General features: G+C 73.2%; 24 protein-coding genes. 12 read left to right on the forward strand and 12 right to left on the reverse strand.

Translation table 11 applies throughout. From position 1 onward, the window contains the following. Positions 1-65: 65 nt before the first annotated feature. Together A6F73_RS25320 and A6F73_RS25325 are read left to right on the forward strand one after the other, a co-directional pair. The gene (locus A6F73_RS25320) at positions 66-896 is read left to right on the forward strand and encodes an AzlC family ABC transporter permease (RefSeq protein WP_063349895.1); all 831 of its coding nucleotides are present in this window, start codon (positions 66-68) and stop codon (positions 894-896) included. Further along, positions 893-1,204: an AzlD domain-containing protein gene (locus A6F73_RS25325; RefSeq protein WP_208869116.1), complete on the forward strand. Its 312-nt coding sequence runs from the start codon at positions 893-895 to the stop codon at positions 1,202-1,204. The genes A6F73_RS25320 and A6F73_RS25325 overlap by 4 nt, the downstream gene beginning before the upstream one ends. 26 nt (positions 1,205-1,230) lie before the next feature. Here A6F73_RS25325 and A6F73_RS25330 read toward each other — a convergent pair whose 3' ends face one another. Further along, positions 1,231-1,770, reverse strand: coding sequence for a GNAT family N-acetyltransferase (locus tag A6F73_RS25330; RefSeq protein ID WP_063349897.1), 540 nt, complete (start codon positions 1,768-1,770; stop codon positions 1,231-1,233). Positions 1,771-1,887: 117 nt separating this feature from the next. On the opposite strand from A6F73_RS25330, the gene A6F73_RS25335 reads away from it, so the two are divergent. From A6F73_RS25335 to A6F73_RS25360, 6 genes are all read left to right on the forward strand, one after another. Beyond that, positions 1,888-3,066: an acyl-CoA dehydrogenase family protein gene (locus tag A6F73_RS25335; RefSeq protein WP_063349898.1), complete on the forward strand. Its 1,179-nt coding sequence runs from the start codon at positions 1,888-1,890 to the stop codon at positions 3,064-3,066. Positions 3,067-3,129: 63 nt separating this feature from the next. Then, on the forward strand, positions 3,130-3,510 hold the full coding sequence (locus A6F73_RS25340; protein WP_063351514.1) for a hypothetical protein: 381 nt from the start codon (positions 3,130-3,132) through the stop codon (positions 3,508-3,510). A 161-nt stretch (positions 3,511-3,671) separates the two neighbouring features. Then, positions 3,672-4,460: an ATP-grasp domain-containing protein gene (locus tag A6F73_RS25345; RefSeq protein ID WP_244293493.1), complete on the forward strand. Its 789-nt coding sequence runs from the start codon at positions 3,672-3,674 to the stop codon at positions 4,458-4,460. A 126-nt stretch (positions 4,461-4,586) separates the two neighbouring features. Next, positions 4,587-5,483, forward strand: coding sequence for an alkaline phosphatase family protein (locus tag A6F73_RS25350; protein WP_063349899.1), 897 nt, complete (start codon positions 4,587-4,589; stop codon positions 5,481-5,483). A gap of 420 nt (positions 5,484-5,903) precedes the next feature. Next, positions 5,904-6,386 (forward strand): hypothetical protein, encoded by a 483-nt coding sequence (locus A6F73_RS25355; RefSeq protein ID WP_063349900.1) that lies wholly within the window; start codon positions 5,904-5,906, stop codon positions 6,384-6,386. A gap of 276 nt (positions 6,387-6,662) precedes the next feature. Beyond that, positions 6,663-7,955 carry a multidrug effflux MFS transporter gene (locus A6F73_RS25360; RefSeq protein WP_063349901.1) on the forward strand — a complete coding sequence of 431 codons (1,293 nt, stop codon included), beginning with the start codon at positions 6,663-6,665 and terminating at the stop codon, positions 7,953-7,955. Between the two features lie 159 nt (positions 7,956-8,114). On the opposite strand, the gene A6F73_RS25365 is transcribed toward A6F73_RS25360, so the two are convergent. The 8 genes from A6F73_RS25365 to A6F73_RS25400 form a co-directional block, all read right to left on the reverse strand. Further along, positions 8,115-10,172, reverse strand: a complete 2,058-nt coding sequence (locus A6F73_RS25365) for a glycosyl hydrolase family 18 protein (protein ID WP_063349902.1) — start codon at positions 10,170-10,172, stop codon at positions 8,115-8,117. Positions 10,173-10,778: 606 nt separating this feature from the next. Continuing rightward, positions 10,779-11,387 carry a hypothetical protein gene (locus A6F73_RS25370; protein ID WP_063349903.1) on the reverse strand — a complete coding sequence of 203 codons (609 nt, stop codon included), beginning with the start codon at positions 11,385-11,387 and terminating at the stop codon, positions 10,779-10,781. 132 nt (positions 11,388-11,519) lie between these two features. Continuing rightward, positions 11,520-12,461, reverse strand: coding sequence for an ABC transporter substrate-binding protein (locus tag A6F73_RS25375; RefSeq protein ID WP_063349904.1), 942 nt, complete (start codon positions 12,459-12,461; stop codon positions 11,520-11,522). 39 nt (positions 12,462-12,500) lie between these two features. Next, the gene (locus A6F73_RS25380) at positions 12,501-13,178 is read right to left on the reverse strand and encodes an ABC transporter permease (protein ID WP_063349905.1); all 678 of its coding nucleotides are present in this window, start codon (positions 13,176-13,178) and stop codon (positions 12,501-12,503) included. Next, complete coding sequence (locus A6F73_RS25385) at positions 13,175-13,843, reverse strand: ABC transporter permease (RefSeq protein ID WP_063351516.1); 669 nt, start codon at positions 13,841-13,843, stop codon at positions 13,175-13,177. Before A6F73_RS25385 ends, A6F73_RS25380 begins: the two co-directional genes overlap by 4 nt. Further along, positions 13,833-14,990, reverse strand: a complete 1,158-nt coding sequence (locus A6F73_RS25390; protein WP_079135989.1) for an ATP-binding cassette domain-containing protein — start codon at positions 14,988-14,990, stop codon at positions 13,833-13,835. The genes A6F73_RS25385 and A6F73_RS25390 overlap by 11 nt, the downstream gene beginning before the upstream one ends. A 398-nt stretch (positions 14,991-15,388) precedes the next feature. Continuing rightward, on the reverse strand, positions 15,389-15,775 hold the full coding sequence (locus A6F73_RS25395) for a rhodanese-like domain-containing protein (RefSeq protein WP_063349906.1): 387 nt from the start codon (positions 15,773-15,775) through the stop codon (positions 15,389-15,391). Continuing rightward, complete coding sequence (locus A6F73_RS25400; protein WP_079135990.1) at positions 15,769-16,359, reverse strand: cysteine dioxygenase family protein; 591 nt, start codon at positions 16,357-16,359, stop codon at positions 15,769-15,771. Before A6F73_RS25400 ends, A6F73_RS25395 begins: the two co-directional genes overlap by 7 nt. Before the next feature lie 674 nt (positions 16,360-17,033). Between A6F73_RS25400 and A6F73_RS25405 the strand changes: the two genes are divergently transcribed. The 3 genes from A6F73_RS25405 (at position 17,034) to A6F73_RS25415 (ending at position 20,426) form a co-directional block, all read left to right on the forward strand. After that, positions 17,034-17,876, forward strand: coding sequence for a nitrilase-related carbon-nitrogen hydrolase (locus A6F73_RS25405; protein WP_063349907.1), 843 nt, complete (start codon positions 17,034-17,036; stop codon positions 17,874-17,876). A gap of 11 nt (positions 17,877-17,887) precedes the next feature. After that, positions 17,888-19,318, forward strand: coding sequence for a dihydropyrimidinase (hydA, locus tag A6F73_RS25410; protein ID WP_063349908.1), 1,431 nt, complete (start codon positions 17,888-17,890; stop codon positions 19,316-19,318). Positions 19,319-19,394: 76 nt separating this feature from the next. After that, positions 19,395-20,426 (forward strand): TIGR03842 family LLM class F420-dependent oxidoreductase, encoded by a 1,032-nt coding sequence (locus tag A6F73_RS25415; protein ID WP_063349909.1) that lies wholly within the window; start codon positions 19,395-19,397, stop codon positions 20,424-20,426. Positions 20,427-20,779: 353 nt separating this feature from the next. Here A6F73_RS25415 and A6F73_RS25420 read toward each other — a convergent pair whose 3' ends face one another. Then, positions 20,780-22,024: a glycosyltransferase gene (locus A6F73_RS25420; RefSeq protein ID WP_063349910.1), complete on the reverse strand. Its 1,245-nt coding sequence runs from the start codon at positions 22,022-22,024 to the stop codon at positions 20,780-20,782. A 192-nt stretch (positions 22,025-22,216) separates the two neighbouring features. Here A6F73_RS25420 and A6F73_RS25425 point away from each other — a divergent pair, with 192 nt between their 5' ends. Continuing rightward, the gene (locus A6F73_RS25425; protein ID WP_063349911.1) at positions 22,217-22,483 is read left to right on the forward strand and encodes a GlsB/YeaQ/YmgE family stress response membrane protein; all 267 of its coding nucleotides are present in this window, start codon (positions 22,217-22,219) and stop codon (positions 22,481-22,483) included. A gap of 87 nt (positions 22,484-22,570) precedes the next feature. Here the strand turns inward: A6F73_RS25425 and A6F73_RS25430 are convergent, their stop codons facing one another. Both A6F73_RS25430 and A6F73_RS25435 read right to left on the reverse strand, forming a co-directional pair. Next, positions 22,571-23,518 carry an ADP-ribosylglycohydrolase family protein gene (locus A6F73_RS25430; protein WP_063349912.1) on the reverse strand — a complete coding sequence of 316 codons (948 nt, stop codon included), beginning with the start codon at positions 23,516-23,518 and terminating at the stop codon, positions 22,571-22,573. A 137-nt stretch (positions 23,519-23,655) separates the two neighbouring features. Then, positions 23,656-24,243, reverse strand: coding sequence for a TetR family transcriptional regulator (locus tag A6F73_RS25435; protein ID WP_063349913.1), 588 nt, complete (start codon positions 24,241-24,243; stop codon positions 23,656-23,658). Positions 24,244-24,254 lie beyond the last annotated feature (11 nt).

The following is a 24,254-nucleotide window of genomic DNA, read 5'->3' on the forward strand; positions in this document are numbered from 1 at the left end:
GTTCGCCCTGTCGGTCCAATCGTTCGCCTTGACGAACGGCGGGCGATGGGTTCACGCTGGTGGACATGCGTTCGCTACTCCGAGCACTGGAGCGTGCCACCCTTCGGGACATCGCTCTCGTCTGCCTCGCCGACGCACTCGTCGGCGCCTCCTTCGGCGCGATCAGCGCCTCCGGCGGCCTGCCCCTGTGGGTGCCGGTCGCGCTCTCCGTCCTGGTCTTCGCGGGCGGCTCCCAGTTCGCGGCGGTCGGCGTGGTGCTGTCCGGTGGCGGTGTGCTCGCCGCCGTCGCCACCGGGCTGGTGCTCAACGCCCGGCTGCTGCCCTTCGGCTTCGCCGTGGCCGACGTGCTCGACGGTCCGTGGTGGCGGCGGCTGTTCGGCGCGCAGCTGATCACCGACGAGACCGCCGCGTTCGTCCTGCGGCAAGACGACGGGCGGCGGCGACGGGCCGCGTTCTGGCTCTGCGGGCTGGCGCTGTTCGTGGTGTGGAACGTCTCGGTGGTGCTCGGGGCCCTGGCCGGAGGGCTGATCGGGGACACGGACGCGCTGGGCCTCGACGCGGCCTTCCCCGCCGTGCTGCTCGCGCTCGTGCTGCCCTCGCTCGCGGACCGCCGGGTCCGTACCGCCGCCGTGGCCGGCGCCGTCGTCGCGGTCGCGGCCACGCCGTTCGTCCCGGCGGGGCTGCCCGTCCTGCTCGCCCTCGTCGGGCTGTTGTTCGCCGGGCGGCCCGGAACGCGCGAGGGGCGTGACGGTCGTGACGGTCGTGAGGTGCGGGAGGGGCGTGAGGTGCGGGAGCCGCAGAACTCGCTGCAGTTGCGGGAGCCGCGGGAGTCGCGGAAGGGGGCGTCGGTCGAGGAACCGGGCGTCCCGGTGATCGAGCGGGAGGAAGCCCGATGATGCCGTTGTACGCCGTGCTGCTGCTGGCCGTCGGGACGTACGCCTTCCGCCTTGCCGGGCCGCTCCTCGGCCACCGGCTTGCCCTCTCGGAGCGCGTGCGGCACCTGCTCGCCGTCGCCGCGGCCGTCCTGCTGGTCGCCCTGGTCGCCACCGGTGCCCTCACCCAGGGCCAGGGCTTCGCCGGTTGGGCTCGCCCGGCCGGCGTCCTGGTCGCCGGTGTGCTCGCGCTGCGGCGGGCGCCGTTTCCGGCGGTGGTGGTCGCGGGTGCGGCGACGACGGCGCTGCTGCGGCTGTGCGGGGTGGGGTGAGCGGGGTGGGGTGAGCGGCGCGCCCGTCAGCCGCCCAGCGCCTTGAAGAAGATCGTCGTCGGGTGCGCGACCCCCGCGGGGTCGGTCGCGTAGTCCGGCACCGAACCGACCCGGGTCCACCCGGCCGCCTCGTACAGCCGCTCGGCCGGGCTGCCCGTCTCGGTGTCCAGCACCAGCAGCCGCAGCCCCAGCTCGGCTGCCCGTTCCTCCAGCACCGCCAGCAGTCGCCCGGCCAGCCGCTGACCCCGGTCCGCCGGATGCACCATCAGCTTGGCGACCTCGCCCCGGTGCCGCCCGTTCGCGGGTATCGCCCGGCGCAGTTGGATCGTCCCGGCGAGCCGCCCGTCGGCCTCCGCCCGGACCGTCCACAGCAGCAGCCGATCCGCCGCGACCTCCGGGGCCAGCGCCCGCCACCACGCGACGGCCTCGGACCGCCCCAGCGGCGCGAGGAAGCCGATCGACCCGCCACCGTGGACGGTGTCCACCAGCAGCCCGGCCAGTTCCTCCGCCGCGCCGTCCAGCTCCTCCGCCGCCACCTGACCGACCGCGTACGCCTCGCCCGCCATGTCGTCTTCCTCACTCGCTCGCGCCCGCCCGCCGCCCGGGCGGTTGCGCCATACTCGCCGGTACTGCGCCGAGACCGGGATCCCGTCGATATCCCGCCGACACTACAAGGAGCTTCGATGACGAAGCCGACCCGGATCGACCCGTCCGACCTGCTCGCCGTCGGCGACCTGCTCTCCGACGAGGAGCGGCTGATCCGCGACACCGTCCGGAGGTTCACCGAGGAGCGGATCCGCCCGCACATCGGCGACTGGTTCGAGCGCGGCGTCTTCCCGGCCCGCGAACTCGCCCCCGAACTCGGCGCCCTCGGCGTGCTCGGCATGCACCTCGACGGCTACGGCTGCGCGGGCGCCGGCGCGGTGGCGTACGGAGTCGCCTGCATGGAGCTGGAGGCGGCCGACTCCGGGCTGCGCAGCTTCGTCTCGGTGCAGGGCTCGCTCGCGATGCGTTCGATCCACGCCTTCGGTTCCGAGGAGCAGAAGCAGCGCTGGCTGCCCGGCATGGCCGCGGGTGAGCTGATCGGCTGCTTCGCCCTCACCGAGCCGGACTTCGGCTCCGACCCGGCGAACATGCGGACCCGCGCGGTGCGCAAGGGCGGCGACTGGGTGCTCTCCGGCAGCAAGATGTGGATCACCAACGGCAGCATCGCCGACGTCGCCGTCGTCTGGGCGCAGACCGAGGAGGGTGTGCGCGGCTTCCTGGTCGAGCGCGGAGCGCGCGGCCTGACCGCCACCGACGTGCACGGCAAGCTCTCCCTGCGCGCCTCCGTCACGAGCGAACTCGCCTTCGACGAGGTGGTGCTGCCCGCCGACGCCGTCCTGCCGGGCGTCACCGGCCTGCGCGGACCGCTCTCCTCCCTCAACGAGGCCCGCTACGGCATCCTCTGGGGCACCGTCGGCGCCGCCCGCGACTGCTACACCGCCGCCCTCGACTACGCGAAGAGCCGGATCCAGTTCGACCGCCCGATCGCCGGATTCCAGCTCACCCAGCACAAGCTCGTCGAGATGATGCTGGAGGTGGAGAAGGCCTACCTGGTCGCCCTGCGGATCGGCCGGCTCAAGGAGGAGGGCGCGGCCCGCCCGCCGCACATCAGTTTCGGCAAGCTCAACAACGTCCGCACGGCGCTGGAGATCGCCCGCAGCGCCCGGACCGTCCTCGGGGCCAACGGCATCACCACCGAGTACCCGGTGCTGCGGCACGCCAACAACCTGGAGTCGGTGCTCACCTACGAGGGCACCAGCGAGATCCACACCCTGATCCTGGGCGAGGCCATCACCGGCGAGTCCGCCTACCACTGACGGGCCGTCCACCTCGGGAATTCCGGTGGCCGGGACCGTCGCGGCCCGGCTACCGTGCCCACCGTGAACAGCAAGCCCACCACGCCCGGCACCGCCCCGACCACCACCCTCTGGCGCCCCACCGGCCCCGAGGAACTGGCCCTGGTCGAGGCGTCCGGCCGGCGCGCCTGGCCGCCTCGGCTGCCCGAGCAGCCGATCTTCTACCCCGTCCTCAACGAGGACTACGCGATCCGCATCGCCCGCGACTGGAACGTCCCCGCCTCCGGCGTCGGCTACGTCACCCGCTTCGAGGTCGACACCGCCTTCCTCGCCCGCTATCCGGTGCGGCAGGCGGGCGGCCGTACGATCCTCGAACTCTGGATCCCGGCTGAGGAGTTGCCGGAGCTCAACCGGAACATCGTCGGCCGCATCGAGGTCGTCCACGAGTTCCGCCCCCAGCCGTGACGCGCCCAGCCGCGCCGGGCCCCGCCGTGACGCGCGCCGCCGCGCCGGGCCCGGGTGAGGTCCGCCCCGCCGCGCCGGGCCCGGTTGGTGCGCGCCCGGGTGAGGAAGGCCCGGGTGGGGCGCCCGCAACCGTGCCCCACCCGGCAGCGACGGCGCGCGAGGTGCGCACGGACCACGTGCTGCTCAGCTCCGCCCAGCGGACCAGCACCACCGCGCTGCTCACCCAGGCCGCCGCCCGGCGCGGCCTCGACACCGCCGTCCTGGACGGCCCGACCACGGTCGAGCGCCTCGCGGGGCGGCCCGTCCACTGGTACGGCGGCCCGCTCTCCGCGGCCCGGATCGCCGGACCGCTCGGCCTCGCCCTGCTCGAACCCGATGATGACTGGCTCACCCGCCTGCCCGAGGAGTTCACCCGGCGCCGGATCGAGCTCACCACCCTCGCCGAGGCGTGGACGCTGCGCCGCCCGGCATTCGTCAAGCCACCCGCCGACAAGTCGCTCCCGCCCGCGGTCTACCCGGACGGCACCCGGCTGCCGCGCACCGGCGACCGGATCGGCCCCGACACGCCCGTCCTGGTCAGCGAGCCGGTGACCTTCGCCGCCGAGTACCGGCTGTTCGTCCGCGACGGCGAGGTGCTCACCGGTAGCCGCTACGCCCGCTTCGGCCGGCTCGACCCGGCACCGCTGACCGCCGAGGCCGGCGCCTTCGCCCGGCGCCTGCTCGCGGCAGTCGGCGACACCCTGCCCAGCGCCGTCGCCCTGGACGTCGGCCCGATCGCGGACCCGTACGACCCGGCCGAGCACTGGGCCGTCGTCGAGGCGAACCTGCCGTGGTTCGCGCACTGCTACGCCGCCGACCCGGACCGCGTCCTGGACGTCGTGCTGCGCGCCGCCGGACCGGTCTCCCAACTCGCCCAGGCCGACCGCCGGTTCGTCCGTACGGCCGCCTGACACCCGGCGGACACCCCGCGTTCGGCGGGTGGACGCCGGGCGGTACGGCGGGAGGTGGAGCATGGCGCGGTCGGCGGCGCCCTCGGCGGGCGCGGCCGGATGTGTACGACCGAAAGGAACCCCGCCATGTCCGCTGCCCAGTGGCCCCGCCCCCGGGTGCTCGTCGTCGGGATCGACGGCGTCCGCCACGACTACCTGGAGCACGTGCCGATGCCGCGCCTCCAGGAACTCGCCGAGGCCGGGTTCCTGGTGCCGGTGACCGTGGCGGACACCACGCCCACCATGTCCGGGCCGTGCTGGGCCACCATCGTCACCGGCGTCGAGCCCGCCAAGCACGGTGTCTGGGGCAACCACCTCGGCGGCAACCGGCTCGACGTGTTCCCCGACTTCGCCACCCGGCTCGCCCGCGGCGACCGCCGCCGCACCTTCGTCGCGGCAGGCTGGGACCCGCTGATGATCAACGAGTCCGGCGGCCCGCTGTTCCGCGCCCCCGGCCGACTCTCGTACATCGCCCCGGCCGAGGACACCCCCGAAGCCTGGGAGGCCGTCGACGAGGAGGTCACCCGCGAGGCCGTCCACGTCCTGGGCACCGCCGACCCGGAAGCCTCCTTCGTCTACCTCGGCGCCGTCGACGAGACCGCCCACTTCCTCGGCTGCGGCGACGAGTACCGGGCGGCCATGCGCACCGCCGACGAACGCCTCGGCCGACTGCTCGACGCCGTCCGCGGCCGTGCCGACCACGCCGACGAGCAGTGGACCGTCATCGTCGTCACCGACCACGGCCACGTCGACGCCGGCGGCCACGGCGGCCGCACCGTCGAGGAGCGCACGGCCTGGGTCGCCTGCGCCGGGCACGGCATCCCGGCCGGCCCGCCCACCGGGGAGATCCGCCACCCGGACGTCGCCGCCCAGGTGTACGCCTCGCTGCTGCGCCCCATCGACCCGCACTGGACCCTCGACGGCCGGCCCTTCCCGGTCGCCCGGCCGGTGCCGGTGCCGGAGGCGGTGTCGGTACCGATCTGACCGGTGCTCTGATCGGCGGTCCGGCCGGTGCTCTGACCAGTGCTCCGACCAGTGCTCTGACCAGTGTTCCGACCAGCGGCCGGCACCGTTGCCGGCACCGGGCCCGACGACGCCTCAGGGGCGCGCTGATGCATCCGGGTGCAGCAGGCCGGGCTGCGCCGGAGACCGGCTTGAGTGACGCTCGATCGAGGCCCGGGCGGCACTTGAAGACGGTGTGCCAGCCTGGGCGCCCCACCGTGTAACCCCGAGACCGGGTCGCTGGACATACCTCTGAAGGTGGAGACGGTACCCCGTGGGATGGAGACAAGATCGCGACCTCGTGGTGACGCTCCGGAGGCGCGGCACGGGCCACGATGGATACACCCGGACGGCAGACCTCGCCGACCGGACCGGAACCGGAGACGGAGAGGACAGGCGGGCATGAAGGGCATCGTGAGCAAGGTCGCACTGGGAGTCGCGGGCACCGGCATGGCCGTCGCCGTGGCCGCCGTGGCTATCGGCCCGAGGGTGTCCGATTGGTACGACGGACGCCACCAGGAGCAGGCCACCTACGACACCGGCAGCCAGGCCAAGGCCGAGCGCCGTTCGATGCCGACCTGGCTGCCCGACAACGCCTCCTCGGTGAAGTACCTGATGTCCACCACCGGCGACGACCGCCTGCTGCGCGCCACCCTTCCGGAAGGACGGCTGCCCGTCGGCTGCAGCACCGGCCTGCCCGGCAAGTCCGCGCACTCGGTGCCGCTGTCGCTCAAGGCCGGCTGGTTCCCCGAGGGCGTCGCGGCCAAGGCCAGTGGCACCTGCGGGCACTACAACGTGACGCTCACCGGCAACCAGCTCTACGCGTGGCAGGACGGCGCGGCGGTGCAGGCGGCCCTGCGCTCGGAGCGGCCCACCAAGCACTGAGCCGAGTGCCGTGCACTGAGCCGAGCACCGTGCACCGAGCCGGGTGCCGTGCGCCGTGCACGCCGTGAGGCTCCGAGTACGCCGACAGGCTCCGATCGGCCCGCCGGGCACCGACAGGTGCGGGCGGGCCGTCGTCGTGCGCGAGTGCCGCCGGGGTGGCCGACGGTGGACCAGAGGGAGGACCCCCGCTGTCGGAAACGGCCTGGGCTGCGATAGGACGGGGCGTGGACAAACCCGTCCCGCCCCCGTCCCGTCCCCCGTTCCGTGAGGAGCCCCATGCCCGGCCCGACCGTCGGCCCTGCCGGCGACACGTCGACCGCTCCCTCCGCCGCCCCCACCACCGGCCAGTCCCGCCCCGGCCGGGCCACCATCGCCGTCCTGGGCGGCCTCGTGGCGCTCGGCCCGCTCACCACCGACCTCTACCTGCCCGGGCTGCCCGAGATCGCCGACGACCTGGTCGCCGAACCGGCCGCCGTCCAGCTCACCCTCACCTTCTCCATGTTCGGGGTCGCGGCCGGGCAGTTGCTCTTCGGACCGCTCAGCGACCGCTACGGCCGCCGCCCGCCGCTGCTCGCGGGGCTCGTCCTCTACACCCTGGCCAGCGTGGTGTGCGTGATCGCGCCGAGCCTGACGGTGCTGATCATCGCCCGCTTCATCCAGGGCGCGGCCGGATCCGCCGGGCTGGTCATCGGTCGGGCCGTCGCCCGGGACCGCTTCCAGGGCGTCGCGATGCTGCGGTTCCTGGCCTCCATCGCGCTGATATCCGGGCTGGCGCCGATCCTCGCCCCGATCGTCGGCGCGCAACTGATGCGGTTCACCTCGTGGCGCGGCACCTTCGGCGCGCTGACCGCGCTCGGGCTGCTCCTGACCCTGGCCGCCTTCGGCGCGCTGCGCGAGACGCTGCCGACGCAGGCCCGGGGCACCGGCGGGGTGGGCGCGGCGCTGCGCACGATGGGGCGGTTGCTGCGCAACCTGCCGTTCCTCGGGCTGGCGCTGACCAGCGCCTTCGCCTTCGGTGCGCTGTTCGGCTACATCAGCGGGTCGTCCACGGTGCTTCAGCACGTGTACCAGGTCTCGCCGCAGACCTACAGCCTGCTCTTCGGGGCGAACTCGCTGGCCATCGTCGTCATGACGCAGTTGAACGGACGGGTACTCGCGCGCCGCTTCGCTCCGCGGGGGCTGATGCTGGCCGGGCTGGCGACGGCGGTGGTCGCCGGGGTGGCGCTGGTGTTGCTGACGGCGGTCTGGGACTTCGGGCTGGTCGGGTTCTGCCCGCCGTTGTTCGTGATGATGGGCAGCATGGGTGTGGTCCTGCCGAACACGGCCGCGCAGGCGCTCAGCCTGGTCGAGCCGCGGGCGGCCGGGACGGCGTCGGCGCTGCTCGGCACCGGCAACTTCCTGTGCGGGGCGGTGGTCGCACCGCTGAGCAGTCTCGGCGGCCGGCCGTCGGCGGTGCTGCTGGCGGTGGTCGTCCTGGCGAGCGGAGTGCTGGCGATGGCGGCGTACGTGACGCTGTGCCGGCCCGGGCGGATGAAGGCGGCGGAGGCCGAGGTGATGGCGGGGAGCTGACGGCGGACGGCCGCCGGCCGGCGACGAACAGCGAACAGCGGACAACGAACAACGAACAGATAACAGCTGACAGATAATGAAATCTGTCAGCTGTTATCTGTTATCCGTTCCCTGTTGACCGTCAGCCGTCGCCGTCAGCCATCAGCCGTCAAGCGCAGCTCAGGCGATCGAGAAGTCGTCGCCGAAGACGTTGCCCTGGCCGTACCAGCCGTGCAGGTACACGGTGACGGTGCCGGAGGCGCCGGTGGTGAAGGGGACGGTCAGCTTGGTCCAGCCGGAGGCGTTGGTCCAGGAGCTGGCGGTGGTGTCACCGCTGACGCCGAGGTACGCGTAGTTGCCCTGCACCCAACCACTCAGCGTGTAGCTGGTGTTGGCCTTCAGCGTGACGGTCTGCGAGCACTCGCCGGTCTGGCCGGCGGTCGCCGCCGCCTGGAGCGCGTAGGACCCGGAGTGGACCGGGGTGGAGACCACGGCGCCGCCGCTCTGGCAGGTCCACGGGGCGAGGCTGCCGGTCTCCAGGCCGCCGTTGACCAGGCCGGTGGGCGGCGGGGTCGTCCCGGTGACGGTCAGCGCGTACGTGGCGGTGTGGGTGCCGGACGGCCCGGTGGCGGTCACGGTGAGCGGGTAGCTGCCCGCCGTGGCGGCCGAGGTGGTGGCGATGTTGAGGGTGGCGCCGGTGCCGGCGGTGACGCTGCCGGGGGTGACGGTGGCGGTGACGCCGGCCGGGGCGCCGCTGACCGACAGATTGAGGTTCTGCGCCGAACCCGCCGTCACCGCCGTGGCGATGGCCGCGGACGTGGACGAACCAGCGGCCACGGTGCCGGAGTTCGGGTTCACCGCGACCGAGAAGTCGTTGCCGGGCTGGGTGCCCGTGACGTTCAGGGTGAAGACGCCGGTGTGACTGCCGGAGGCCGCGCTGCCGGTGACCGTCAGCTGGTAACTCCCGGGCGCCACCGCCGAGGTGGTGGTGACGTTGAGGGTGGCGCCGGTGCCGGCGGTGACGCTGCCGGGGGTGACGGTGGCGGTGACGCCGGCCGGGGCGCCGCTGACCGACAGATTGAGGTTCTGCGCCGAACCCGCCGTCACCGCCGTGGCGATGGCCGCGGACGTGGACGAACCAGCGGTGACCGTCGCGGAGTTGGGGTTGACGGCCACGGAGAAGTCGTTGGTCACCGTCGATCCGCTGGTGAACGGCGCGAAGATGTGGGTGAAGTCCCAGGTGTTCTGGCTGATGCCGGAGCAGGAGTCGTCCCCCGCCTTGCCCGGGCAGCCGCCGTTGTCGCGCTGGAGCGCCCAGAAGGACAGCGTGTTGATGCCCTTCGACACCGCCCAGTTGTAGACGGTGGTGGCGTTGGCCACGGTGAAGGTCTCGGCCGCGCCGTAGTCGTCGATGCCGGGCATCTCGGTGATCCCGATCGAACCCCACAGCTGGGCGGGGGTCTTGGTCGGGTAGAGCTTGGCGAGCTGGTTGTAGAGGCCCTGCGCGGAGGTCTGGGTGTCGGCCGCCATGTCGTGGGTGGCGCCGTCGTAATAGTCGAAGGTCATCATGTTGACGACGTCGATCCGGGCGTTGTTGCTGACCGCGTTCTTCAGCACGGCGAGGCCGCTGGAGGCCAGCCCGGTGGTGGTGGTCGGCAGCGTGTAGGAGAACTGGACGTTGCGCCCGTTGGCGGCGGCCCAGTCCTGCACGATCTTGATCGCCTTGTTGCGGCGGTCGATTCCGGCCGTGTTGGTCAGCGAGTTGTCCTCGATGTCGAGGTCGATCCGGCTGACGTCGTAGGTGGTGACGAGGTTCTCGAAGGCTGCCGCGATCTGGTTGACGTCGGTGCAGCTGTCGGCCAGTTCGGTGCCGGTGTTGTCGGCGGTGTAGCCGCCGAAGGAGGGGATCACGTCCCCGCCGTTGGCCCGGATGGTGGCGATGTCGGCGCCGAAGGTCGAGGAGGAGACCGGCTTTGAGGTGTCGCCGTTCCAGTACGGGGTGCAGGAGCCCTTGGTGGCGGCCTGGAGGAACGCCATCGTCAGGTGCTTGGCCCCGGACTGGGCGGCCAGGGCGGCGGGGCTCTGCCCGGTCCAGGACTCGAAGTAGGGGGCGAAGACCCGGCTGGGGAGCGGGGTCGCGGCCTGGGCGGAGCCCGTCCCGGCGGCGACCAGGCCGGCCGAGGCGGCCAGCGTGGCACAGGCCGTCAGGGCCGCCTGGATGGTTCTGCGTAGACGCATGGATTCTCCAACATACGTGGTGGGGCAGGACGTTGGGGATACGCGCATGATCGGGGCGCGACGGCCGTGTGGGGTCGGCCGCGCGGGCCCGGACGTGCGGGTGTGCGGGTGTGCTGACGTGCGGGACTGCTGGGTGTCCGGGTGTGCGGGCGCGCGGAAGCCCACCGACTCGCGCGGAGGCGGGTGGCGGGTACGCGTGTGCGCACGCCGTACGGAGCGGGGGTGGTGCGGGACAGGGCAGGGCAGGGCAGTGCCTCAGCCGCCGGTGGTCACACCCCCACAGTGCATCCCGGTCGGATCGACATGCTTATGGTTGGACTAGACCACTGGTCTGTCAAGAGACCTAACAGTTCGTCAACACACCGCCCCCGCGGCCGAAGGGCCGTCCGATCGGCCGGGTGTGCGCGGTGCGGCCGGGGCTGTGGAGGTGGGCGGTGCGGCGGAGGTGGCCGGTGGTGCGGGGTGGCCGCGCTGCCGAAGGGCGGATGCACCGAAAAGTGGCGCCGCCGAAGAATGAAGGTGCCGTGGCCGCGCGCCCGTCGGCGGGAGCGCGGCCACGGCGGCCCGGTGCTCAGGACACCGGGCGGTTCGGGTGGCCGTTCCGGGTCACGCCGGCGGCGGACAGAGGGTGGTCCGCAGCGCGTCGTTGATCTTCGCGGCGGTGTCCGGTCCGAAGCCCTGCGGGTGGTCGGGCGAGGTGAAGCGCTGGTTGGCCAGCTCGACCAGCTTCGACTTGTCCTTGGGGAACTGGAACAGCGCCTGGCACTGGTTGCGGGCCCGGTCCACGGCCTGGTCCGGCTTGCCGCCGACGATTGCCGGGTCGATCGCGTCCAGCGCGGCGACCAGTTTGCCGGTCAGGTCGGTGCCCGGCTTGCCGGGCAGGCCGGCGTCGCTGGGGGGCGTGGGCTTGGCCGGGGCGGGGGCTCCGGGGGAGCCTGCGTCAGGTGCGGGGGCCGAGGGGCTGTCGGGTGCGGGCGCCGAGGGGGCCGCGGGTGTCGAGGGGGAGGCGGCCGGGTCGGGCGCGGAGGCCGAGGGCGACTCGGGCGTCGGCGGCGTCGAGGCGGTGCCGGGGGCGGGGGCCGAGGCGGCGGCCGGGGCGGTGGGGGAGCCGGCCGCGGCGGTGGCCGGGTGGGGGCCCGGTCCGGAGCTGGAGCAGGCAGCGAGGCTCACCGCGGCGAATGCCGTGAGGGTGGCGGCGAGGAGACGAGTGCGCATGGCGTCACACTGTCATGTCCGCGGCGTCGAAGGGAAGATCCTCCCGCGAGCGCGGACGGCCCGGGAGGGGGACCTCCCGGGCCGCCGGCCCGCCGCGTCCGCAGGGCGCGCAAGGCGCCCGCCGAGGCGTGGTCAGCCGAGGCCGTTGGCCTTCAGCCAGTCCTTGGCCACCGCCGACGGGTCGTCCTTGTCGATCGCGACGCGCTTCATCAGCGCCGTCAGCCCCGCCGTGTCGAGCTTGGCCGACACCGCGTTGAGGGCCGCCGTCGCGGTGGGGTTCACGCCTGCCTTGTTGACCAGCGGGGTGACGTTCTGCGCGCCGAAGAGGTTCTTCGGGTCGGTCAGCGGGACGAGCTTCAGCTGGGGGATCTTCGGGTCGGTGGTGAACACGTTGCCGACCTGGATGGTGCCGTCCTTGAGCGCGTTCGCGGTGGCGTCGCCGGTGGGCTTCCACTCCTTGAAGTTCAGCCCGTAGACGTCCTTGAGCTGCTGCTCGCGGCGGGACTTGAACTCCGGCGGACCGCCTATCGTGAACTCGCCCGCCTTGGCGGCCAGGTCGGCGATGCTCTTGAGGCCGTACTTGTCGGCGTTCTCCTGGGTGACGCTGAGCGAGTCCTTGTCCTCGGCGGGGGAGGAGTCGAGGATCCCCAGCGCGGCGGGCAGCGTTTTGGTCAGCGCCGCGTTCACCTCCTCGGTGGTGGCGGCGGTGGACTTGGCGTCCAGGTAGGCGAGCAGCGAGCCGTTGTACTCGGGCAGGACGCTCAGGCTGCCGCTCTGGAGCTGCCCGTAGAGCACCTCGCGGCTGCCGATGTTGAACTTCTCCTCGACCTTGACGCCCTTGGCCTTGAGGGCCTGCGAGTAGATCGAGCCGAGCAGCACGTTCTCCGGGAAGTTCGCCGAGCCCACGACCACCGTCGAGCCGGCGCCCGCGCCCGAGGCGGCGGGGGAGCCCGTCGCGGAGCCGCCGCCGAGCGGGTCGCCGCCGCCGGAGGAGCCGCAGGCGGTGGCGCCGAGGGCGAGCGCGGCGAGCGTGCCGAGGACGACGGCGCGCCTGCTTCCGTGGTTTGTCGACATGGTGACAGATGTCCTTCCGGAGAGGATGGGGAACGAGGTTCAGCGGGCCCGGCGCTGGGCGCGCATCCCGGGCGGGAGCGCGTACCGGGCGAGCAGGGCGAAGAACAGCTGGGCGCCGACCGCGAGCAGCACCACCAGCAGCGCGCCGCCGACGGTGACGGCGTACTTGCGGGTGGCCAGCCCGTCGATGACGTAGCGGCCGAGGCCGCCCAGTCCGACGTAAGCGGCCACGGTGGCGGTCGCGATCACCTGGACGGTCGCGGTGCGAAAGCCCGCCAGCAGGGTCGGCGCCCCGGACGGCAGGCAGACCTGCCACAGCACCTGCGGGTGGGTCAGCCCGATGCCGCGCGCCGCGTCCCGGACGTCCGGGTCGGTGCCGCGCACCCCCTCGACGGCGGCCACCAGCAGCGGCGGCGCGGCGAGCGCGACCAGCGGGATCAGCACGGCCGTGTCGCCGACCCCGGCGAGCAGCACCGCCAGCGTCACCAGGCCGAGCGTCGGCAGGGCGCGGGTGGCACCGGCGAAGGCCGTCACGAGCGTGACGCCGCGCCCGGTGTAGCCGATCAGCAGCCCGAGCGGCACGGCGAGCAGCGCCGCGAACAGCAGGGCCTCGCCGGAGAGCACCAGGTGCTCGGTGATCCGGTGCACGATCGAGTCCGGGCCGCTGCGGTGGTCGGGGGCGGAGAAGAAGTCGCCCAGCCAGTTCAGCCAGTTCACGAACCGGCTCCCTTCTCCCGGACGGCCCAGGGCGCGAGCAGCCGGCGGGCGCCCACCAGCAGCAGGTCGACGGCCAGCGCGAGGACGGCGATCAGCGCGATGCCGGCCACGATCGGGGTCGGGAAGGTGCGCTGGAAGCCGTCGATGAACAGGTAGCCGAGCCCGCCGCGCCCGATCAGCGCGCCGACGCTGGCCAGCGAGATGCTGGACACCGCCGCGACCCGCAGCCCGGCGATCAGGTACGGCACGGCGGCGGGCAGCTCGACGGAGGTCAGCCGGTGCCACGGCCCGTACCCCATCGCGGTGGCGGCCTGCCGGACCGGGTCCGGGACGGCGCGCAGGCCGTCCACGGTGGTCGGCAGCAGCACGGCGAGCGCGTAGAAGGTGAGCGGGATCATCACCGTGGCCTGGGTGGCGAGGCCGGTGTAGGGGATGAGCACCACGAACACGGCCAGCGAGGGCAGCGCGTAGACGACGTTGAAGACGGCGGACAGCGGTTGGTACAGCCGGGGGAAGCGGGTGCAGGCCAGGCCCAGCGGGACGGCCAGCAGCAGGCCGATGAGCACCGGGAGCAGGGCGATCACGGCGTGGTCGGCGAGCAGGCCGCCGAGGTAGCCGAGGTGGTCGCCGATCCAGTACCAGCGGACGATCGGTTCACCGTCCACCGGCCGCCCCGTCCGTGAGGTCACCGGCCGCCGTGCCGGCTGCCGCACCGCTCGCCCCGTCCACGGCGCCACGGGCCGCCGCGCCGGCCGCCGCGTCCGCCACCGGGATGGCCGCGGGGGTGGACAGCGCGGCGAGGACGGCCTCGCGGCTCGCGGTGCCGGTGGCCCGCCCGTCGGCGTCCAGGGCCACGGCGGCCCCGGCGGGGGAGAGGACGGCGGCGTCCAGCGCGGTGCGCAGGGTGTCGGTGTCCGGCCGGTAGCCGGAGACCGGGTGTAGCTCGGCGGTGGCGGCGTCTCGGTCGATCCAGCCGATCGGGCGGCGCTCGTCGTCCAGCGCCAGCTCCCAGCCGCCGTAGCGCAGCCCGTCGGCCACCGGGCGGACGGCGATGGTGGTCGCGGGGCGCAGGGCGAGGCCGCGCAGGCCCCGGTCGCGGCCGAGGAAGGCGGCCACGCCGTCGTCCGCGGGGGTGGTGAGCAGGGTGTGCGGGTCGGCGAGCTGGGCGATCCGGCCGTGTTCGCGCAGGACCACCACCTGGTCGCCGAGCCGGACGGCCTCCTCGATGTCGTGGGTGACGAACAGCACCGTCTTGTGCAGCTCGGACTGGAGCCGCAGCAGTTCCTCCTGGAGCCCGGCGCGCACCACCGGGTCGACGGCGCTGAACGGCTCGTCCATCAGCAGCACCGGCGGGTCGGCCGCGAGGGCGCGGGCCACGCCCACCCGCTGCTGCTGGCCGCCGGACAGCTGGAACGGGTACCGCTTGCCGGTCTCGGGCGCGAGCCCGACCAGTTCCAGCAGTTCGGCGGCCCGGGCGCGGGCCTTCTTGCGGTCCCAGCCGAGCAGGTAGGGCACGGTGGCGACGTTGTCGATCACCTTGCGGTGCGGGAAGAGGCCGGCCTGCTGGATCACGTAGCCGATGCCACGGCGCAGCTTGGCGGGCTCCAGTTCGGCGACGTCCGTGTCGTCCAGCAGCACCCGGCCCGAGGTCGGCTCGACCATCCGGTTGACCATGCGCAGCAGGGTGGTCTTGCCACACCCGGACGGTCCGACCAGGACGGTTATCCGACCGGTCGGGACGTCCAGGTCCAGGCCCTCGACGGCGATGGTGCCATCGGGGTGGCGCTTGCCGGCGCCCTCGAATCTGATCACGGGGAGTTTCCTCGTCAGGGCGCCCCGGGGAGGCGGCGCCTGTTTCGGTCGTGCGGTTGATGGCGGTTTGTCGACAAGCGGCGACGGCGTGGGCCGTACCGGCCGCTGCCGTGACGGCGTCTGTCGGATCGACCGCCCGGGCGTTCTTCCGCCCGCGTGGCTGCCCAGCTTCGGACCGGCGGAAACTCTGATCAGACTATGACCTGCATCATCTCCTGTCTCTCACTTACCACCCGGCACGGGGCCCAGACCCCGCCGCCGGACGGCCGGGGCCGACCGGGCGCCCGACGTTTCGGCAGGTCACAGGGTCGGGACGCGGACACCCTGACGGCGGGTCGAGGGCTCGCGCCCCGGACGATCAGCCCGTCAGCCGCCGAGCGCCCCAGCCCTCCAGGCTCTCAGCCGCCCCGGCGCGTCGGCAGCCCGGAGGCCGCCCAGCCGACGAAGCCGCCGTCCAGGTCGGTCGCCCGGTGCAGCCCCAGCTCGCGCAGCGAGGCCGCCGCCAGGCTGGAGGCGTACCCCTCCGAGCAGACCACGATCACCTCGACGTCGTAACCCGACGCCTCGGGGATCCGGTGACTGCCCGTCGGGTCCAGCCGCCACTCCAGGACGTTGCGCTCGATGATCAGCGAGCCGGGGATCTCCCCCTCCGCCGCCCGCTGCGCCGCCGGACGGATGTCCACCAGCAGCGCGCCGTCCAGCTGAGACTGGTACGCCTCCCGGGCGCGCGGACGGTGGACGCCCTCGCGGGCCCGCTCCACCAGGTCGTCGATCGTGGTCACCATTGCTCCGGTCCTTCCTCCGAGGTGCGGACGAGCCCGCCGGCCCGCAGGTCGTAGTGCGCCATCGAGCCCAGCGGGGGCGAGTAGGCGTGCAGGGTCACGGCTGGGCCGGACGCGGTGTTGCGCACGTCGTGCACGTACTCGGGGCCGAAGGCGCGGGCGGTGCCGGCCGGGACCCGGCGGATCAGCAGGCCCTGCTCCGGCCCGCCGAGGGACAGCTCCTCCAGCTCGCCGAGGGCGACGGCGAACGCGCCGCGCGAGCCGCCGTGGTCGTGGAAGCCGGTGGACTGGCCGGGCAGCCAGCTGATCAGCCACACCTCGTGGTCGTCGTCGGCCACCAGCCGCTGGTACCAGCGCTCCTCGGTGGAGAGCCGGACGAGGTGGATCCACTGGTCGGGCTGTTCGGCCAGTTCTCGGACGACGGCGCGCAGGGCGCTCGGGGTGAGCGGCGCGCGGGCCTCCGCGGTGGCGGTGGCGGTGGCCCTGGCTGTTCTGGCCAGTGCCGATGCCAGTGCTGGTGCCGCTGCCGCTGCCGGGGTCGGGGCTTGGGCGGCAGCGGGTTCGTCGGGGGCGAGGTTCAGGCTCATGGGGGCGTCCTCGGGTGCAGCGGGAACGTCGGCGGGGTGCGCCCTGGTCCGGCGGCGGGCGGGGGCACGGGCCGACGGAGCGGCACGGCACGCGCGGGTGCGCCGGGCGGGGCGGGAATCAGAACGCTGGGTGCGGGTGCGCGGCGCGGGCCCTGGCAGACGTCACAGGGCGGGGGCGGCGGGGAGAGTCAGGGTCAACAGGCACAGATGGAACTCGCCTGGCGTCGCAGATCGACGTGCAGGCGGCAGACCAGAGTGGTGCCGGTGTCCATGCGCCGGATCCTTCCCGAGCCAACCGGACGAAGTCAAGCCGGATGGGGCCGGCCGCCACCGGCCGCCCCGCTGCTCCACCCCCGGCCGACCGGCCGTCGAGCCGTTCTGGACCGGAACCGCCGAACGGCACTCGCATGCGTAAGGACCCCACTTGCGGGGTAAATGATCGTTTCATCCCATCCAGGACCTTCCGCGTGTCCGCGTCACGAGATCGCCCCAGATGCGTTACCGCCAACGTATTGTCAGGCCACCGAGGCCCGGCCTACGGTCTACAGACCGCTTTCTACGCACGTAGACCCCTGCGGATCCCCGGCGGTCCGCAGACGAGACCCGCCCGCCCCGTCAACCCTCAGACCGCAGGCCCGACCCCATGGCCGGGCAGCGGAGTTGCGGAGGTATCCATGTCGCAGATCGTCCGTGCCGCGCTCGTCCAGACCCGCTGGACCGGCGACCAGGAGAGCATGATCGCCCTTCACGAGCGGTACGCCCGCGAGGCCGCCGCCCAGGGCGCGAAGATCATCGGCTTCCAGGAGGTCTTCAACGCCCCGTACTTCTGTCAGGTCCAGGAAGCCGAGCACTACCGCTGGGCCGAAGCCGTCCCCGACGGCCCCACCGTCCGCCGGATGCAGGATCTCGCCCGTGAACTCGGCCTGGTGATCGTCGTCCCGGTCTACGAGGAGGAACAGGCCGGGGTCTACTACAACACCGCCGCCGTCATCGACGCCGACGGCAGCTACCTCGGCAAGTACCGAAAGCACCACATCCCGCAGGTCAAGGGCTTCTGGGAGAAGTACTACTTCAAGCCCGGCAACCTCGGCTGGCCCGTCTTCGACACCGCCGTCGGCAAGGTCGGCGTCTACATCTGCTACGACCGCCACTTCCCCGAGGGCTGGCGCGCCCTGGGCCTGGCCGGAGCGCAGATCGTCTACAACCCCTCCGCCACCAGCCGAGGCCTCTCCGCCTACCTCTGGCAGCTGGAACAGCCCGCCGCCGCCGTCGCCAACGAGTACTTCGTCGCCGCCATCAACCGCGTCGGCACCGAGGAGTACGGCGACAACGACTTCTACGGCACCTCCTACTTCGTCGACCCGCGCGGCCAGTTCGTCGGCGACGTCGCCTCCGACAAGGAGGAGGAGCTCGTCGTCCGCGACCTCGACCTCGGCCTGATCGAACAGGTCCGCCAGCAGTGGGCGTTCTACCGCGACCGCCGCCCCGACGCCTACGGACCGCTCGCCGAGGCCTGAGGAGCAGCGCGATGACCACCCGCGACCCGCACCAGCGCACCATCGTCCGCGGCGGCCTCGTCATCACCGCCGCCGACGAACTCCACGCCGACGTCCTCATCGAGGGCGAACGCATCGCCGCCCTCGCCGCCACCGGCAGCTCCGCCGCCGAGGCCTGGAGCGCCGACACCGTCATCGACGCCACCGGCCACTACGTCATCCCGGGCGGCGTCGACGCCCACACCCACATGGAACTGCCCTTCGGCGGCACCTCGGCCTCCGACACCTTCGAGACCGGCACCCGGGCCGCCGCCTGGGGCGGCACCACCACCATCGTCGACTTCGCCGTGCAGTCCGTCGGCGGCTCGCTGCGCGAGGGCCTGGACACCTGGCACGCCAAGGCCGACGGCAACTGCGCCGTCGACTACGCCTTCCACACCATCGTCTCCGACGTCAACGAGGGCGTCCTCAAGGAGATGGACGCCCTCGTCGACTCCGGCGAGTCCACCTCCTTCAAGCTCTTCATGGCCTACCCCGGCGTCTTCTACAGCGACGACGGCCGCATCCTGCGCGCCATGCAGCGCGGTGCGGTCAACGGCGGGCTGACCATGATGCACGCCGAGAACGGCATCGCCATCGACGTCCTGGTCGAACAGGCCCTCGCCGCCGGGCACACCGCACCCCGCTACCACGGCGAGGTCCGCCGCGAACTCCTGGAGGCCGAGGCCACCCACCGGGCCATCAAGCTCGCCCAGGTCGCCGGCAGCCCGCTCTACGTCGTCCACGTCTCCGCGGCCGCCGCCCTCGCCGAGCTCGTCCAGGCCCGCGACGCCGGGCTCAACGTCTTCGGCGAGACCTGCCCGCAGTACCTGTTCCTCTCCACCGACAACCTCGCCGAGACCGGTGCCGACGGCTTCGAGGGCGCCAAGTACGTGTGCAGCACGCCGCTTCGGCCGCGCGAGCACCAGGAGGCGCTCTGGCGCGGACTGCGCGCCAACGACCTCCAGGTGGTCTCCACCGACCACTGCCCGTTCTGCTTCACCGGGCAGAAGGAACTCGGCCGCGGCGACTTCTCGAAGATCCCCAACGGCCTGCCCGGCGTGGAGAACCGGATGGACCTGCTCCACCAGGCCGTCGTGGACGGGCACATCACCCGTCGGCGCTGGATCGAGATCGCCTGCACCACGCCCGCCCGGATGTTCGGGCTGCACCCGCGCAAGGGCACCATCGCGCCCGGCGCCGACGCCGACCTCGTCGTCTACGACCCCACCGCCGTGCAGACCGTCTCCGCCGCCACGCACCACATGAACGTCGACTACTCGGCGTACGAGGGCCGCCAACTCACCGGCCGCGCCCGCACCGTACTCTCGCGCGGCACCGTCGTGCTGGACGGCGAAACCTGGCTCGGCCGGGCCGGCCACGGCACGTTCCTGCGCCGCGACACCTGTCAGTACCTGACCTGACCACTCTCCCGCACCGCCGCCCGGGCCCGTGCGCACGATTGCCCGGGCGGCGGAACCACCCTCCCCGGAGCCACCCATGGACATCGGCCTCGTCCTGCAGACCGACCCGCCCGCCCGCCTGCTCATCGACCGGATGATCCGCGCCGAACAGGCCGGGTTCAGCCACGGCTGGACCTTCGACTCCTGCGTCCTGTGGCAGGAACCGTTCGTCATCTACAGCCGGATCCTCGCCGAGACACGGCAGTTGACCGTCGGACCGATGGTCACCAACCCCTCCACCCGCACCTGGGAGGTCACCGCCTCCCTGTTCGCCACGCTCAACGACATGTACGGCAACCGCACCGTCTGCGGCATCGGCCGCGGCGACTCCGCCATGCGGGTCGCCGGACGCCGCCCCGCCACCCTCGCCCGGCTCTCCCAGGCCATGCACGCCATCAAGGAGCTGGCCGAGGGGCGGACGGTCGAGGTGGACGGCACCGAGATGCACCTGCCGTGGGTCGGCCCCGGCGCCGAACTCCCCATCTGGATGGGCGCGTACGGGCCGAAAGCACTCGCCCTGACCGGTCGTCAGGCCGACGGATTCATCCTCCAGTTGGCCGACCCGTACCTCACCGAGTACATGATCAAGGCGGTGCGGTCCGCCGCGGCCGAGGCCGGCCGGGACCCGGACGCCGTCACCATCTGCGTCGCCGCCCCCGCCTACGTGACCGCCGACGACTCGCCCGCCGCGCTCGCCCACGCCCGGGAGCAGTGCCGCTGGTTCGGCGGGATGGTCGGCAACCACGTGGCCGACCTGGTCAGCCACTACGGCGCGCACTCCGACCTCGTCCCGGAGGCCCTCACCGACTACATCAAGGGCCGCCAGGGCTACGACTACAGCCACCACGGCCGGGCCGGGAACCCCGACACCGCCTTCGTGCCGGACGAGATCGTCGACCGCTTCTGCCTCATCGGCCCGCCGCAGGCCCAACTCGCCCGCCTGGAGCACCTCCGCGCCCTCGGCGTCGACCAGTTCGCCGTCTACGCCATGCACGACGCCGTCGAGGCCACCATCGACGCCTACGGGACCGACATCATCCCGTACCTGTCCCGCCCACCTCAGGCGTAACGCCATTCGCGCAGAGGGGAGTTGCCCATGGCTGGGTTGAACTCTACCCGGCCGCAGGAGAGTTGCCGTCCAACGGCTACACCGACGACGACCTGTGGCCGGTCCCGGTGGCACGGCGCACCTGGACCACCTGCAACTTCCTGGCGCTCCGGGTCGGCCTCGGTGCTGTACCTCGCGCTGGGCGCGGCCTCGGGCGCCCGGCGGGCGGGTGCGACGGGCGGATGGGGGTGGGCGGCTGACAAGTGACAGCGAACGGATAACAGCAAACGGATGACAGCGAACAGATAACAGATTTCGAAATCTGTTATCTGTTATCTGTTCGCCGTCACTTGTTCACTGCCGTTTGCCCGCTGTCATCCGCCGGCCGCTGCCCGGTCGACGGCCGCCAGCACCTTCGCCGCGCCGTCCTCGGCCGCGAGCGTGGCGGCCGCCGCCCGGGCCTGGTCGCGGTAGCGGGGGTCGTCGAGAGTCTGGCGGATGGCGGCGGCGAGGCGCGCGGCGGTGAGGGCGCGCAGTGGTACCGGCCCGGGGGAGACGCCGAGGCGGGTGAGCCGGTCGGACCAGAACGGGGCGTCGAGTTGTGCGGGTACCGGGACGGCTGGCGTGCCGCAGCGCAGGGTGGCGGCGGTCGTGCCGGCTCCGGCGTGGTGGATCACGGCGGCCATGCGGGGGAACAGCCAGTCGTGCGGGGCGTCGCCGATGGTCAGGGCGTCCTCCGCCTCGCCGGCGGCGAGGTCGCTCCAGCCCGACTGCAGGACGGCCCGGACCCGGGCGGCGCGGACCGCGGCGACCACCGTCGCGGCGAGCCTTCCGGGGTCGGGGACGACCAGGCTGCCGAAGCCGACGAAGACCGGCGGCGGTCCGGCGGCGAGGAAGTCGAGCAGTCGGGCCGGGGGTCGCCAGCCCGGATCCCGTACCGGCCACCAGTAACCGGCCACGTCGAGCCCCGGGCGCCAGTCGGCGGGTCGCGGGACGACGGCAGGCGAAAACCCATGCAGGACGGGGTACTTGCGCCTGGCGCGGCCGGCGTCGAGTGGCGGCAGGCCGAGGCGGCGCCGCAGCCCGCGTACGGCGGGGGCGAAGAGCTGGTCGGTCGCGACCTGGACGGCATGTCCCGCGAGCAGGTTGCCCGGGCGGCCGAGTGAGCGGGCGCCGGTGACGGCGGGCGCGAACTCCCGCGTGGGGGAGAGCGGTTGGAGGTGCAGGCCGATGCTGGGAATGCCTGCGGCCTCGGCTGCGACCTGGCCGAGCGGGCTGGTGGTGCTGGTGGTGAGCAGCAGGTCGGTGCCGAGTGCCGTGGCGTCGGCGATGCCGTCGGCGAGCTCAGGCATGAACTTCCGCCCCAGCTGAAGCAGTTGTAGGACGGCTAGCGGTCCGGTGCCGGCCTGGAGCAGGCGTCGCCCCTCGGTGGAGGCGAGTTCGGCGCGCGGGTCGACCGGCAGCGGGCGGAACTCCAGCCCTGCGGTCCGCACCGAGGCGGCGAAAGTGGCGTGGGTTGCGACGGCCACCTGATGGCCGGCCGCCTGGAGGCGGACGCCGAGCCCGGTGAACGGGGCCACGTCGCCCCGGGATCCGGCGGTGGCGATCAGGATGCGCATGGCCGCAGTATCCCGGCTCGGGCGCCCCGCCGGGAGGGTGCCTCGCCCGGAGCGGCCCGGTCCGGGGTGGCCGGTTCGGGGTGGCCGGTTCGGGCCGGTGCTCCCGCGGCGCCGGAACCGGGCGGTGGTGGGCGGCGTCCTTCCTGGCAGAGCGGCGGAACGGGGCCGTCGCGCCGTGGACGGGAGGGACAGATGAGCATCGTCGCGTGGATCGTGCTTGGCCTGCTGGCGGGGGCACTGGCCAAGCTGCTGCTGCCGGGAAAGGACCCGGGCGGCATGATCGTGACAACCCTGATCGGTATCGCCGGTTCCTTCGTCGGCGGTTGGATCGCCTCGCACTTCCTGCACAGGTCGGTGACGGCGCACTTCTTCGACATGGCGACCTGGGTGTCGGCGATCGGCGGCGCCCTGGTGCTGCTGATCATCTACCGGCTGGTGTTCGGCAGCTCCCGACGCTAGCCCGGGCGCCGGGAACCGGCCCCGCGCCGACGCGGACACGGTGTCGCGCAGCCGAGCCGGCCAGGCCCACGGGGCGGCCGGCTCGGCTCAGCGCGTCGGTGCCGACGCCTCCGTGGCCCACTCCGGCAGGTCCTCGCGGGCGGCCAGCCAAGCGGTCGGCACCTCGGCGAGGCCGGTGCGGGCGGCGACCACCCCGGCGGCGATCGCGCAGGTGGTGTCCATGTCGCCCCAGCCCTCCAGGGCGTGCCAGATCACCTCGGGCAGTGAGTCCAGGTGCCCGGCAGCGGACCAGAGGGCGAACGGGACGGTGTCCGGGGCGGAGATCATGAACCCGGAGCCGAGCACGTTGGCGGCCTGTCGGACGCTCGTGTGTCCGGGCAGCCGGGCGGCGATCCGCAGGCCGGAGCGCACCTCGCTGTCGGGCAGGCGACCGGCCACCTCGGTCAGCAACTCGGCACGGCCGGGCGGGGTTTGGCCCCGGCTGCGGACGGCGAGTGCCGTGGCGAGGGCGACCGCCACCGCGCCCGCGACCGCCTCCGGGTGGAAGTGCGTGGCGAGCGCCTGGAGCTCGGCCTGCCGGGCGACGGAGTCCAGGTCGTCCGCGAACCAGGCGCCCAGTGGGGCGACCCGCATCGCGGCGCCGTTCCCGTACGAGCCCTGACCCTCGAACTGGCGCGAGGTGATGGCGCGCCAGTCCCCGCCGGCGCCGATCTCACGTAGCACCCGGTGCATCGACGGGCCGTACTTGCGCCCGTACTCACGGGCGTACTCCTCGGCGAACTCGCCGGCCAGCGCATCCTGCCGGACCTCGCCCCAGGAGGCCAGGTGGCGGACGAGGACCAGCGCCATCGCGGTGTCGTCGGTCCAGTGCCAGGGCGCCGGGCGGAGCCGGCGGGCGGCCAGCGCGGCGGGCGCCTCGTCGAGCGGGGCCGAGAACCAGCGGTCGCCGAAGGCGTCGCCGAGGGCGAGCCCTTGCAGACTGTCCAGGGCCGGACGGGTCGGGCGGGGCGGAGGGGTCGGATGGGCCGGACGCATGTCGTCCTCCAGGTGAGATCAACCGTGCGCGGCAGTCTGCCGGACGGCCGGGCCCGCCGACGACCGGGTTTCGCTCCGGTGTCGGCGGGCCCGGCCGTCGGTGCCCGGGTCAGGGGCGCCCGGGCGTCGGAGGTCCGTCACTTGGCGAGCAGGCCGCCGAGGATGAGCTTCCAGAGGGCCTCGAAACGGTCCTCGATGGTCGGCTCGGACCACGAGGACGCGTACGCCGGGTCGTGGAAGGGGCTGGTGGCGTCGAAGACGGCGCGGGCCGTGGAGAGGATGTGGGCGAGCTTGAACTCCTTCCTCTCCATGCCGTCCTGGACGATCTGGGCGATCTGGGTGACCAGGGTGTCGATGTGCGCCTCGACGATGCCGCTGTTCTCCTCGACCAGCACCATGTAGGTGGCGAACAGCTCCGGGTCGTCCAGCGCCTTCTTCCGCTTGGCCGCGAACAGTGTCACCAGCCAGCGGTGCAGCTGCTCGACGGCCGAGCCGGGCTCGGTCGAGATGAAGGCGAGCTGGTGGTGCGCCTGGTCGAGCCAGCGCTGGGTGACCGCCTCGCGCAGCGCGGCCTTGCTCGGGAAGTGGCGGTAGACGCTGCTGTGGCTGACGCCGAGGATCCGGGCGACGTCCACGACGGTGGCCTTGGCCGGGCCGAACCGCCGGAGGACGTCCTCCGCCGCGATCAGGATCTGCTCGGCGGTGAGTGTGGTGTCCGTGGTCACGGGGAGGTCCG

The sequence above is a fragment of the Streptomyces sp. MJM8645 genome (assembly GCF_001625365.1).
Lineage (GTDB): Bacteria > Actinomycetota > Actinomycetes > Streptomycetales > Streptomycetaceae > Kitasatospora.

Bases quoted from the DNA above. Each gene is read 5' to 3' on its own strand.
- A6F73_RS25375 (WP_063349904.1), bottom strand. From the start codon at position 12,461: ATGTCGACAAACCACGGAAGCAGGCGCGCCGTCGTCCTCGGCACGCTC.
- A6F73_RS25355 (WP_063349900.1), top strand. From the start codon at position 5,904: ATGAAGGGCATCGTGAGCAAGGTCGCACTGGGAGTCGCGGGCACCGGC.
- A6F73_RS25350 (WP_063349899.1), top strand. From the start codon at position 4,587: ATGTCCGCTGCCCAGTGGCCCCGCCCCCGGGTGCTCGTCGTCGGGATC.
- A6F73_RS25430 (WP_063349912.1), bottom strand. From the start codon at position 23,518: ATGCGTCCGGCCCATCCGACCCCTCCGCCCCGCCCGACCCGTCCGGCC.
- A6F73_RS25365 (WP_063349902.1), bottom strand. From the start codon at position 10,172: ATGCGTCTACGCAGAACCATCCAGGCGGCCCTGACGGCCTGTGCCACG.
- A6F73_RS25335 (WP_063349898.1), top strand. From the start codon at position 1,888: ATGACGAAGCCGACCCGGATCGACCCGTCCGACCTGCTCGCCGTCGGC.
- A6F73_RS25425 (WP_063349911.1), top strand. From the start codon at position 22,217: ATGAGCATCGTCGCGTGGATCGTGCTTGGCCTGCTGGCGGGGGCACTG.
- A6F73_RS25330 (WP_063349897.1), bottom strand. From the start codon at position 1,770: ATGGCGGGCGAGGCGTACGCGGTCGGTCAGGTGGCGGCGGAGGAGCTG.
- A6F73_RS25360 (WP_063349901.1), top strand. From the start codon at position 6,663: ATGCCCGGCCCGACCGTCGGCCCTGCCGGCGACACGTCGACCGCTCCC.
- A6F73_RS25325 (WP_208869116.1), top strand. From the start codon at position 893: ATGATGCCGTTGTACGCCGTGCTGCTGCTGGCCGTCGGGACGTACGCC.
- A6F73_RS25320 (WP_063349895.1), top strand. From the start codon at position 66: ATGCGTTCGCTACTCCGAGCACTGGAGCGTGCCACCCTTCGGGACATC.
- A6F73_RS25395 (WP_063349906.1), bottom strand. From the start codon at position 15,775: ATGGTGACCACGATCGACGACCTGGTGGAGCGGGCCCGCGAGGGCGTC.
- A6F73_RS25420 (WP_063349910.1), bottom strand. From the start codon at position 22,024: ATGCGCATCCTGATCGCCACCGCCGGATCCCGGGGCGACGTGGCCCCG.
- A6F73_RS25405 (WP_063349907.1), top strand. From the start codon at position 17,034: ATGTCGCAGATCGTCCGTGCCGCGCTCGTCCAGACCCGCTGGACCGGC.
- hydA (WP_063349908.1), top strand. From the start codon at position 17,888: ATGACCACCCGCGACCCGCACCAGCGCACCATCGTCCGCGGCGGCCTC.
- A6F73_RS25370 (WP_063349903.1), bottom strand. From the start codon at position 11,387: ATGCGCACTCGTCTCCTCGCCGCCACCCTCACGGCATTCGCCGCGGTG.
- A6F73_RS25400 (WP_079135990.1), bottom strand. From the start codon at position 16,359: ATGAGCCTGAACCTCGCCCCCGACGAACCCGCTGCCGCCCAAGCCCCG.
- A6F73_RS25415 (WP_063349909.1), top strand. From the start codon at position 19,395: ATGGACATCGGCCTCGTCCTGCAGACCGACCCGCCCGCCCGCCTGCTC.